Origin of the sequence: Microcystis aeruginosa FD4 (assembly GCF_009792235.1) — a bacterium.
Taxonomy (GTDB): domain Bacteria; phylum Cyanobacteriota; class Cyanobacteriia; order Cyanobacteriales; family Microcystaceae; genus Microcystis; species Microcystis viridis.
Map to the genome: position 1 here is coordinate 839409 of NZ_CP046973.1, position 12254 is coordinate 851662.

Consider the following 12254-nt stretch of genomic DNA (forward strand, 5'->3'; position numbering starts at 1 on the left):
AAGATGAATGAAAGTTATCTCTATGTTATTGTTGCCCTCTTGCCTTTAACTGCGGCGATGGTGATGTTACAATCCAATCCCTACCAAGCTCTAGTAATTCGTGGGGTTTTAGGGGCAATAGCAGCCCTAGTTTATGCTTTATTAGGGGCAGCAGATGTGTCTTTAACCGAAGCTTTAATGGGAACCATGTTAGCCGTAACTCTCTACGCGGTGGCGATTCGTTCCTCTTTAGTGATGCGTTTAGGAGTAATTGCCGAGGAAACCGATACAGTTTTAGAACAGTTAAAAACTCAACTACAAACGGTTTTAAGTAAACGTTTTATGCGTTTAGAATTAGTTGCCTACAGTGATAAACAAGCTTTGCAACAGGCACTTATGGATAAGGATGTTCATGCCGTCTGTATCCGTCAAAACAACCCGGAAACTATCCCCTACGAAACCACAATTAGATTACCCTATCTCTACGATATTTTTAAAAATGAATTAACGGCAGCCAACACGATTTTAACCTGTATTGAAACCCCAAAATTAGAGGAGAAACACTAATGAAATGGATTTATACTCTAGCCGCCATTGCCTTCGCTGTCAAAATGGTAATTATTCCGAATACTGCTTCCTCTGTATCATCCTTAGAAATTGTTGAATCCCTAGTGCGCGACGGTGGTGTTCCTAATGCGGTTTCGGTGGTTATTTTTCGTAATCGTCTCTACGATACCATCTATGAAGTGGTTGTTTTTACCATTGCGATTATGGGAGCAAATTTTCTTTTAGCCACCGAAAAACCCGCCAGTAAAATCCATCAATTTACTGACCAACCTTCAATTATTTTAGCCCGTTTAGGGTCCACAATTGCCGCTTTAGTAGGCATTGAATTAGCTATCCGCGGGCATTTAAGTCCGGGGGGAGGTTTTGCCGCCGGAGTCGCCGGAGGTACGGCAATTGGTTTAATAGCAATTACCTCGTCTCCCGAATGGATGCAAGCAATTTATCGCCGTTGGCAAGCGGCAACATGGGAGAAAATTTCCGTCTTAGTTTTTATTGTTTTAGCCGCTATTACTCTCTCAGGATTTGAGTTACCCCACGGGGAATTAGGTGCGCTATTTAGTGGCGGCATTTTACCGATACTAAACATTTTAGTTGCCGTTAAAGTAGCTTTAGGTTCCTGGGCAGTAATCCTCGTTTTTATCCGTTATCGCGGTTTATTGTGAGAGGTTAAGTAGGTGGGTGGAATTAAATATAAGATGAACGTAGGTTGGGTTGAAGCATGAAACCCAACGCCCACTCATGTTACGCTACCGCTAAACCATCCTACAAATAATTGTGCCTCCCTACTTAATAGCTATAATTTATAGCTTTAGGTCAAAACTGAGGATTAAACCATAATCATAACATAACTTGATGGTTGAAAAAATGCTATAGTAATTTTGTTGCCCTCCTCAAGAATCAATAGGCATCTAATGATTCTGGTAAAAGAACTACCGAGGTAAAAATTATGGTTAACGTTATTCGCGGTTCTTCAGCTAAACCTGTATCTTCTCAAAGATTAGCTAAATATTTTGAGGAAAGAACAGATATAGAGGGAACATTGTATATCGGCTATCCTATTATTGGAACTCCCCAAGGAGGATATCAAATTGATGCTCTATTAGTCTCTCGTCAGCAAGGGGTTATTATTTTTAATATTGATGAGGGAAAAAATTATGATTTGGATATTGAAGGCACTCAAGACGAGAGCATAACCAAGTTAGAAGCAAAACTGCTTTCTTATAAAGAGCTTGTTCAAAAAAGAAAGCTAATGGTTAACATTTCTGTAGCCACCTATGCACCGATTTGGAATAATTATCCAGAAGCAATTAACCGAGAGGAATATCCTGTTCTTATTCACAAGGAAGACCTTGATGATTTTATCAATGAATGTCAAGGCAATGCTCCTGAATATTTCGAGAAAGTCAACTCAGTCATACAAGCTGTTACAACCATTAGAAAAAAAGACGCTCGCAGTTATGTTGTTAAACCAGATTCTAGGGGAGCAAAGTTAAAAAAATTAGAAGATTCTATTGCTAATCTTGATGAAACTCAAAGTAAGGCTGTTTTAGAAACCACTAAAGGTGTACAAAGAATTAGAGGTTTAGCAGGTTCGGGAAAAACAATTGTCTTAGCGCTGAAAGTAGCTTATCTTCATGCAACTCATCCCGATTGGAATATTGCTGTTACTTTCTATACACGCTCGTTAAAGGATCAATACAAAGATTTAATTACTCGGTTTAGTTATGAGCATAAAAATTCCGAACCAGACTGGGAAAAAGTAAAAATTATTCATGCTTGGGGAAGTCCTAAGATAGAAGGAATTTATTATGAGCTATGTAAACAACATAATATTGAATATTTAGATTTTAGTCAAGCAAACAACCTAACATATTTGTTGAATGAAGATCCTTTTGAGTTTGTCTGTCAAAAAGCCTTGCGAGAGATTAAAAAATTTCATCAATATTATGATCTTATTTTAATTGATGAAGCTCAAGATTTTCCTCAATATTTATTAAGACTCTGCTATGAAATCTTGAAAGATGATAAACGTTTAGTTTATGCCTATGATGAGTTGCAAAGCTTAAATAGTAAAGTCATGGATTCTCCCGAAGTTATTTTTGGAAATGATAACCATGGTAATCCTAGAGTTAAATTGGAGAATTTACCCAGCGAACCTCAACAAGATGTGGTTTTAAATACTTGTTACAGAAATTCTCGTCCTATTCTGTCCTCTGCTCATGCTCTAGGTTTTGGAGTTTACTATCCAAAGGGACTAATTCAAATGTTTGATAATCCTCAATTATGGCAAGATATTGGTTATGAGGTTGAAGAAGGAGAATTAAAATCAGGAGAATTTGTTAAACTGATTAGAACCCCCAAAACCAGTCCTAAATTCCTTGAAGAACATTCTTCTATCGATGATATTATCAACTTTAAATCTTTCGATAACAATCAGGAACAACTTGAATGGCTAGTGGAACAAATTGAAAAGAATCTTAAGGAAGATGAATTAAGATGCCAAGATATTATGGTTATCCATCCACTAGCTAAAAATGCTCGCAATGTTTTTGGAAAAGCTAGAGAAATGTTATTTACAAAAAATATTAATTCTCATTTAGCAGGTAGCACATCTTCTCCCGATGAGTTTTTTCAAGAAAACTCGATTGCTTTTACACAGATTTATCGTGCAAAAGGCAATGAAGCGGCAATGGTTTATTTCATTAACGCTCAAGAATGTTTATCTGGTTCACAAATTGCTAGTAACCGCAATATTTTATTTACAGCGATGACTAGAAGTAAAGCTTGGTTAAGAGTTATTGGTTATGGGGAAAATATGCAAGCTTTAGAGACGGAATTTCAGGAGATTAAATCGAGAAATTTTGCTCTTGAGTTTACCTATCCAACCCCCGAAGAACTTCAACAAATGAAGAGGGTTTATCGAGATACTCTTAATACCAATAGATATAAAAATGACAGGGACAACGAAGAATTAATTGCCAAGTTAAGAAGATTGCCATCAGATGAAAAAAACAAAATTATCAAAATACTCCAAGAATAGTTAAGAAATGCTTAATATTCAGAATATCTTTAAAGATGTTGAAAATTTAACGGCTAAATTGATAGAAGTAGGATTATCAAGTCAGCAGAACTTTCCGACTTTGAATAAATTGAGTCAAAATATTTCTGAGATTAGCTATTCCAATAGTTACGACTTATCCATTGCCCTAAAAAATGTTGCCTATCAAGATATTTATGATGAGCTTGATCGCGGTAAGAATTATAATATTAAAATGATTGATGGAGCCTTGATTCAATTACTTTATCGCTTCCAAGGATCGCAATTATTATCCCATAGACTAGCTTTCTTCTCATCCCCTTATTTAGAATCTTTTCAAAATGAGCCAGAACTATATGAAGAAGATGAGATATTTGCCGATATTATCGACAAAAATATTGTAGCTGTACCGATTAGATTTGATTACGATCCTGATAATTTTCAAGAGATTCATCACCCCAGATGTCATCTCACCCTAGGACAATTCAAAAACTGCCGAATTCCAGTGTCCTCCCCTTTAACACCCAGTATATTTATTGCTTTTATCCTTCGTAACTTTTACAATACAGCCTATCATCTATATTCCGAGCAGATCAATTTTAACAATCGGCGATTTCCAGAAACCATAACTGAAATAGAAAAAAATATACTACATTTTGCTATTAAATCTCCCTCTCTATAGTCCCTATCGGATTTCCCCTCATACAGTTCAGCGAAACCTCGAAATTTTTTCTCCAAAAAGCTTGACAAAATCCCTCAACTTGACTTATACTTTCTAGTATAATGGGAATCCGTGCCTGCCTGCGAACAGCTATTTTTTAGTTGAAAAAGGAGTCAGGAAAAATAAAGACTCCTTAACTGAAGACAGTTTATTTGTGGAATTGGTGGAGTAGGTTGCGAAATTCTGGAAAACTAATCTGATTATCGCGACTGGTATCGGCCTGCTGTAACATAGCTTCGATTTCCTTGTCTGTCACCCCCGGTTCGATCGCCCCAATACAAGCTTTCAATTCCTCAAGGCTAATTTGTCCCGAACCATCACTATCGAATAGCTGAAATCTTTCCAATAAAATCCTCTCCTGTTGCTCACGATCGCTGTCACTACTAAAAGATAGACGATCGAAGACCTGAAAAGCGCGGGCGATATTCTGCCATAATTGATGGGACAGAGGACGATGGAGAATGGTTTCCTCCTCCTGACTGGTAACTCTGTACTGGCGACGCAAAGACTCGACAGTTTCCGTTTCTGCGGCCGGCAATTCCGTCAATAAATGCTCGATCGCCTCCCTGGAACTCTTGCCGGTCAACACTTCCAGCAATTCCGATCCCACCTTGCGATCGGGGTCTTTTTTCCATGTCACCAACAAACTTTCTAACAAAGCATCGCGATAACTCTGTAAACGTAACCAATCCTCGCGACTATACTGCTTTTCCGGATCGAGAAGTTCGGCCGATTCCACACCCAACTCTGTTAAAATTGCCTGATGTTCCGCATCAGTAATCGTCAACTCTAAACGCATTTGTTGCAGGATTTCGAGGCTGTGGCCGAAGTCAGTATATCCCTGCTCCAAAGCCTCTTTTAACACGGCTTTATAGGCTTTTAAACCCTTCTGGTGGGTGAAATCCGGCAGTATCTTGGCCAACACATAGACTTCATCCGCGTGCAAAGCATCCAGCGATCGCCGATCGAGATATTTAGCCGTATCGAGATCGAGTTTACCTAACTGTTTACGCAATCTTCCCGCTAGTCCTTCCCGTTGGTAAAGACCCGGATTTCTTGTCCAAGTGCGATGTAACCATAAACTACTCAAAACCGCCGGTAAAATACTAGCGAAATAATGCCAAAATTCCGGCAAAAGATTAATAAAAGGACGACCACCGAAAATAAAGAAGAAATTGAAAATCAGAAAAGTTCCGAAAGTAAAGACTCGATGACGGATAATTTCGGTCGGTAAGGGCGACTTTTGGCGAATTCTATAGACTTTGTAGGCATTTTCAACTTTTTTACCGAGAAAGTAACCCAAAAAAGTGCAGATTGCCAAAGTTAAGGGGACAGCTACCAGCTTCGGAATCGCAATTGCCTGACCTGCAAGGTAAAAACCCGGTTTAAAGAGTGCTTCTAGTTGATTTTCTTCGTGCGCCCAAGCTCCGGAAAAATAATAGTCCCAATTGCCAGCATAGAGATAATAATAGATAGAATAGCCCAAAACTAAGCCAAAATAACCGTAATAAAGCCATTGGCGATCGCTCTTAGTAATCCCATCCCAATAGGATCTTTCCGCATCGATATCGATACAGGGACTCTGACAGGCAACACAGGCACTTTGTTCGCTACCATCTTCATGGACAATGCGACACATAGATTGAGTAATCCCACCGCGACTGTCTTCGTGAGCGGTACTATTCAGTAAACCCCTCGGTTCACCGTAAATTCTTTGAACCGGACTCATGGGACAGAAATAGTTACACCAAGATTTGCCCCCATACCAATAACCAACAAAGATCGCCGCTAGAATAGTAAAGATTAAAAAGCTACCTAAGACTAAGCGATCGGAATTATCAAAGAGAATCCGTCCGCATAAACCCAAAAATAACAGACTGAATTGTAGATAGAGATAATTCCGAGCTAACCAAGAGTTTTTCGGCACTTTATAGATTTCATAGCGGACTTTTCCCGATTTATCGGTCTGTTTTTTCTGTCTTTGTTTACCCAAAGCGCGCGGTATTTGAGAAAGAAAGGATAAAGGACAGATACGCCGCCAGAGTTCGTGACCGAAAACTAATAAGATAAAAATGCTACTAGGAACCACTATTCCCCAAAAAATCGGCGCACCTAACTGATAGGAGGATTGGGGTAGGCAAACTCCCTGGACTTTAATGCACACATGGGGATCAACTCTCAGGGGACTAGCAAGATTATTAGGATCGGTTAATTGTGCCGAAATCGGGTCAAAAAACAGAGAAAATATCAGAATTAACCAAGCGATGGTAACAACCCATCGCAGATAGTGCATCGAACGTTCGGGAATTTGTGCAAACATGGATCTGGTAGTGACGTTGAAGAGACTTTTAAGGGAGATTAGGGGTTCAATCCTCGAATTCTCAAGCTTTTACTTTAATAGCGGCGAAAAACTCTACTTTTTGACCGACTACATCACCGTTTTCTACCCCCGAGGAAATTCCCCTACAGGCAGCAGGATGCGGCCTTGACAAATTAACAGTGATCCGGTAGATGTAGAAAGATCGTCTTAAAATATTATCCACGCTGCTACTATCACTAAACTAGAAAATTAAAGAGCGTATTGGCTTAATCCTTATCAAAAGTTAAAATTCTATGGCTGAAAGCTTGAACCATAAATCCGAAAAACCTTCTCCCCCTCCCGTCCCCCAAGAAAATCCTTGGCTAGAAGCAGTTAAAACCATTGTCACGGCTGGAATTTTGGCTTTTGGCATCCGCACTTTTGTGGCCGAGGCCCGTTATATTCCCTCTTCTTCCATGGAACCCACTCTCCAGATTAACGATCGCCTAATTATCGAGAAAGTTAGCTATCATTTTCAGAAGCCAGAACGGGGTGATATAGTGGTTTTTAGTCCGACAGCCGCTCTGAAAGCTCAAAATTTTCAGGATGCTTTTATTAAACGGGTGATTGGACTGCCGGGGGATAAGGTGCAAGTCAAAGACGGTCTAGTTTACGTCAACGGTAAAGCTTTAGCGGAAAAGTATATTGCCGAAGAACCTAATTATACTTACGGACCGGTGACAGTTCCCCCCGATCAATATCTGGTTTTGGGCGATAATCGCAATAATAGTTATGATTCCCACGCTTGGGGCTTCGTTCCCCGGGAAAACTTAATCGGTCGCGCCGTGGTGCGTTTTTGGCCCTTCAATCGTCTGGGAGGACTTGACAACCCCGACGCTGCCACAAAATAGCATTAATGTCAAGAAAATAAATATAAAAATTCCCCCTAGTTTTAGGGGGATTCGAGCATCTATTTGAACATATTACTCACGGAATTGTCCTCATGGATGCGCCATATGGCCTCACCCAGAATCGGGGCAACCGGCAAGACTTTCAGTTGCGGGAAAAGATGTTCTGGCGGGACGGGAATCGTGTTAGTAACGATCACCTCCTCGACTATACCACTGGATAAACGCTCGATCGCAGGACCAGAAAAAACTGGATGGGTGGCACAAGCATAAACCTGTCGCGCCCCCTTGGCTTTCAGTAACCGCGCCCCTTCAGCGATCGTACCGGCCGTATCGATCATATCATCGACTAAAACCGCCGTTTTATCCTTAACATCGCCGATCAAGTTCATCACTTCCGCCACATTATGGGTTTGCCGGCGTTTATCAATAATTGCTAGGGGTGCATCACTGAGTTTTTTGGCAAAAGCCCGCGCCCTAGCCACCCCACCCACATCGGGAGAAACCACGACGATATCGGGTAATTTTTTACTGAGAAGATAGTCCACCACCACTGGGGAACCATAGACGTGATCGCAGGGAATATCGAAATAACCTTGAATTTGGGCTGAATGCAAATCCATGGCCAACACGCGACTTGCCCCCGCTTCCGTGATCAGATTAGCCACCAGTTTAGCGGCGATCGATTCCCGGCCGGCGGTTTTGCGATCGGCGCGAGCATAACCATAATAGGGAATTACGGCGGTAATTTGTCGGGCAGAAGCACGACGACAGGCATCAATCATGATCAACAATTCCATCAAATGATCGTTGACGGGATTGCAACAGGGTTGAATTAAATAGACATCACAGCCGCGGATCGATTCCTGAATCTGGATGTACAATTCACCATCGGCGAAACGTTTACGAATCATCGGGCCCACATCCATGCCCAGATAACGGGCCACCTCTTGGGCAAGAGATACATTAGCGGATCCCGAAAAGAGACGGAGACGATTGCTGTCCGACGCGGCGGGAAACATCGGATGTCGCATCAAAGTAGCAGAATAGCTCACAGCAGATTCTTTACCCTCAAACTCAAGGCACTTTTTTCTATCATCTCAGTTTTGTTGAAAATCTGAGTGGATTTCTTTGTTAGATCTCGGTCATAACCAATTCAGATCATCAACGTTTGGCTAACTTTTTCACCGGTAATTTACGCAGACGGATCGATTTCGGGGTAATTTCTACCAACTCATCTGGTCCGATGTATTCGAGGGCGCGTTCGAGACTCATATCCACGGGGGACTGTAACTGAACCAATTCATCCCCGGTGGCAGAACGATGGTTAGTTAACTGTTTAGTTTTACAGATATTGATCTCCACGTCTTGGGGCCGGTTACTTTCGCCGATAATCATGTTTTTATACACTTTTGTCCCCGGAGTAATAAAGAATACCCCCCGGTCCTCGGCGTTTTTGAGCGCGTAGAAAGTGGCGACTCCCTCCTCAAAGGCAGTAATCACGCCATTGTAACGGGTGGCTAATTCCCCGGAGAAAGGACGATATTCCAGAAAACTATGGTTCATAATCCCCTCACCGCGACTCAGACGGATAAATTCGCCCCGGAAACCGATTAAACCCCGGGCCGGAATCACGAATTCCAATTGAGTACGGCCATTGCTGCCCGTCTGCATATCCTGCATTTCCCCTTTCCGTTGGCCGAGACGTTCGATACTCGAACCCACCGCTTCTTCGGGTACATCTAAAACGAGGTATTCGTAGGGTTCGCAGGGTTGACCGTTTATTTCGCGATAGATAACCTGCGGCTGCGATACTTGGAATTCGTAGCCTTCCCGACGCATGGTTTCGATGAGAATGCCTAAATGCAGTTCTCCCCGTCCCGAAACCAGGAATTTCTCGGCAGAATCACTTTCTTCCACCCGCAGAGCGACGTTAGTTTCTAATTCTCGCATGAGACGATCGCGAATTTGCCGCGAGGTGACAAAAGTGCCTTCCTGACCGGCAAAGGGAGAATCGTTCACCGAGAAGGTCATTTGTAGGGTCGGTTCATCGACTTTAATTAGGGGTAAAGCTTGCGGGTCATCGGCTAAAGTTACCGTTTCCCCGATGTTAGCGTCGGCAAAACCAGCCACAGCAACGATATTACCGGCGCTGGCTTCGTTTAGTTCCACCCGTTTGAGGCCTTCAAAACCAAGAAGTTTTGTTATTTTCCCCTTGACAATCGCGCCCGTATCCTTTACTAAAGCGGCCTGTTGACCGGCTTTAATTACGCCGTTATGGATGCGGCCGATAACGATGCGTCCTAAGTATTCCGAGTAATCGAGGGTGGTTACTTGCAACTGTAGGGGTTTGTTAACGTCCCCGGCCGGTGGTGGAACGTGGTGTAAAATCGCCTCAAATAGGGGCTGCATATCTTTGTCTTCGTCTTCGAGGCTTTCTTTGGCGAATCCTTGCATCCCGGAAGCGAACAGAGTAGTAAAATCACATTGGTCGTCATCGGCCCCCAGTTCCACAAACAGATCGAAAACTTTGTCCACGGCTAGGTTAGGATCCACGTTAGGGCGATCGATTTTATTAACCACGACAATTGGTCTTAATCCCTTTTCTAGGGCTTTTTTCAGCACAAAACGGGTTTGGGGCATCGGCCCTTCGTTAGCATCGACAATCAGGATACAACCATCTACCATACCTAAAACCCGTTCCACTTCGCCACCAAAGTCGGCGTGACCGGGAGTATCGACGATGTTAATTAGGGTGTCTTGGTAACGAACGGCGGTGTTTTTGGCCAGAATGGTGATACCGCGTTCTCTTTCGAGGTCATTGGAATCCATGACGCAGGTGGGTACATCTTCCCCTTCTCGAAAGATTCCCGACTGTTTGAGGAGTGCATCGACGAGGGTGGTTTTCCCGTGGTCAACGTGAGCAATGATAGCAACGTTACGGATAGGCAGAGACATAAAATATTGAAGTAGTCTTAGGTTTATTTTTACAAGTAAACATTTCTTAACATTCTAGCTTAGACTGACCAGCACCGTTAGCAAATCTTTATTTTTCCTTGGTTTCCCATCAGCAAGCTCTACTACTTACTGTTGACAGACTCCCCAAACCCTAGGCAAGCAACCCACCCTCGCAGGAGTCGAGACGATAGAAAAGACGACTGGAGGCAGGGGGTAGGGGTAAATTAAAGCTAGAGTGAAAATCCTCTTGAACTTTGTAGGTTAAGCGGGGGGAAACTTGACGAACAATTTGCGTCAACAGTTTATCACCGGTTTTTTGGAGAATGGGACGGGGAATCTTATAAACAAATTTGGGGAACTTAACCATCACATCCATATGCAGTTCCCAGGTGACTTGGGTGATAACCGCCGGAATATCCCGCTCCTGTTGCCGAAAAATTGCCTCAATTTCCTGACTAGGAGAAGATAGCGGCATTTCCTCTAGTTTCATAATTGCCTGATAATCCACTAGATAGCCCAAAAACGGTTGATCGGGAATGGGAACACTACGAGTATGATAGACTCCATTGACGGGCAGCTCCAGAACCACAGCGATTTTCGGCTCCAGTTCATAGCCAAAAGCACCATATTTACCGATGGTGATAATATAACCATTGTCACCGAAGGGCAGCGTTTTCATCGGTTCGGCACAACGACAAAACCAACCTTCGTGAGCGCCCAGATAATCGGCAACCGTCTCCTGATTGCTATACATATCCATAGATCCGGCAAAATGGGTTTGAAAACCGAGAAATTGATTGTCTTCTTTGACTTCTACAGATTCGCGAGCTAGGGAGTTAATGGGGGGGACACTGCATGACTTATAAACCTGGTAAATGATAGTGTTAGAAAAATTTGGGGATTAACCGCCAAAGGATCGGGGAAATTTGTAGAATTGAGATTAGTGTAACGTATTGTTAAAAACTATTTGGTCAAAAAGCGATGAAAGCATTTGTAGCAGGAGCCACAGGGGAAACGGGACGGCGAATTGTTGCCCAATTAGTCGAACGTCAGATTCCCGTACGCGCTTTGGTGAGAAACCCAGAGAAAGCGGCAGAAATTTTGCCCGCAGGGGTGGAAATCGTCGTCGGAGATGTCCAACAGGCCGATAAGTTAGAGGCACTAATCGCTGATTGTAGCGTTTTACTATGCGCCACGGGAGCCAGACCGAGTTTTAATCCCACGGAACCTTTGTTAGTAGATTACTTGGGAACTAAAAATCTCATCGATGCCGCCAAAAAGAAAGGAATCGAGCATTTTGTTCTCGTTACTTCCCTCTGTGTATCGAACTTTTTCCATCCCCTCAATCTATTTTGGTTAATTTTATTCTGGAAAAAACAAGCGGAAGCCTATTTAATCAATAGTGGCTTAACCTATACGATTGTGCGCCCCGGCGGCCTTAAAAATGAGGATAATCTTAATGCAATTAAAATGTCATCCGCAGATACCCTTTCTGAGGGCAATATTCCCCGCACGAAAGTGGCTTCCGTTTGCGTAGAATCCCTATTTTATCCCGCCGCTAACAATAAAATTCTCGAAATTATTGCTCCCTCAGATGCTCCCAATCTCGATTGGACACAATTGTTTCAAAGTGTCGGCTAAACAGTAATCAGTAATCAGTGATCAGTAAACAGTAAACAGTAAACAGTAATCAGTAAACAGTAAACAGTAAGTAGGATTAAATATAAGATGAACGTAGGTTGGGTTGAAGTATGAAACCCAACCCCCGCATGGGTTACGAAGTGC

Annotated in this window: 10 protein-coding genes; 6 read left to right on the forward strand and 4 right to left on the reverse strand. The window is 42.5% G+C overall.

What is annotated here, in order from left to right:
* Positions 1–3: 3 nt before the first annotated feature.
* The 4 genes from GQR42_RS04370 (at position 4) to GQR42_RS04385 (ending at position 4265) form a co-directional block, all read left to right on the forward strand.
* Positions 4–546 (forward strand): DUF4040 domain-containing protein, encoded by a 543-nt coding sequence (locus GQR42_RS04370; RefSeq protein ID WP_158199044.1) that lies wholly within the window; start codon positions 4–6, stop codon positions 544–546.
* Positions 546–1208, forward strand: a complete 663-nt coding sequence (locus GQR42_RS04375; protein WP_158199045.1) for a Na(+)/H(+) antiporter subunit B — start codon at positions 546–548, stop codon at positions 1206–1208. The genes GQR42_RS04370 and GQR42_RS04375 overlap by 1 nt, the downstream gene beginning before the upstream one ends.
* 284 nt (positions 1209–1492) lie before the next feature.
* Positions 1493–3586 carry a DEAD/DEAH box helicase gene (locus GQR42_RS04380; protein WP_158199046.1) on the forward strand — a complete coding sequence of 698 codons (2094 nt, stop codon included), beginning with the start codon at positions 1493–1495 and terminating at the stop codon, positions 3584–3586.
* Between the two features lie 7 nt (positions 3587–3593).
* On the forward strand, positions 3594–4265 hold the full coding sequence (locus tag GQR42_RS04385; protein WP_158199047.1) for a DUF2290 domain-containing protein: 672 nt from the start codon (positions 3594–3596) through the stop codon (positions 4263–4265).
* A 187-nt stretch (positions 4266–4452) separates the two neighbouring features.
* Here GQR42_RS04385 and GQR42_RS04390 read toward each other — a convergent pair whose 3' ends face one another.
* Entirely contained in the window at positions 4453–6624 is a 2172-nt protein-coding gene (locus GQR42_RS04390) for an EF-hand domain-containing protein (protein ID WP_158199048.1), read from the reverse strand.
* A gap of 293 nt (positions 6625–6917) precedes the next feature.
* Between GQR42_RS04390 and lepB the strand changes: the two genes are divergently transcribed.
* Entirely contained in the window at positions 6918–7514 is a 597-nt protein-coding gene (gene lepB, locus GQR42_RS04395; RefSeq protein WP_158199049.1) for a signal peptidase I, read from the forward strand.
* Between the two features lie 59 nt (positions 7515–7573).
* Here lepB and GQR42_RS04400 read toward each other — a convergent pair whose 3' ends face one another.
* From GQR42_RS04400 to GQR42_RS04410, 3 genes are all read right to left on the reverse strand, one after another.
* Entirely contained in the window at positions 7574–8545 is a 972-nt protein-coding gene (locus GQR42_RS04400; protein WP_199273329.1) for a ribose-phosphate pyrophosphokinase, read from the reverse strand.
* 130 nt (positions 8546–8675) lie between these two features.
* Positions 8676–10469 (reverse strand): translational GTPase TypA, encoded by a 1794-nt coding sequence (gene typA, locus GQR42_RS04405; RefSeq protein WP_158199051.1) that lies wholly within the window; start codon positions 10467–10469, stop codon positions 8676–8678.
* A gap of 151 nt (positions 10470–10620) precedes the next feature.
* The gene (locus tag GQR42_RS04410; protein WP_158202380.1) at positions 10621–11346 is read right to left on the reverse strand and encodes a DUF1997 domain-containing protein; all 726 of its coding nucleotides are present in this window, start codon (positions 11344–11346) and stop codon (positions 10621–10623) included.
* Positions 11347–11450: 104 nt separating this feature from the next.
* Between GQR42_RS04410 and GQR42_RS04415 the strand changes: the two genes are divergently transcribed.
* Complete coding sequence (locus GQR42_RS04415; RefSeq protein WP_158199052.1) at positions 11451–12110, forward strand: SDR family oxidoreductase; 660 nt, start codon at positions 11451–11453, stop codon at positions 12108–12110.
* Positions 12111–12254: the final 144 nt, after the last annotated feature.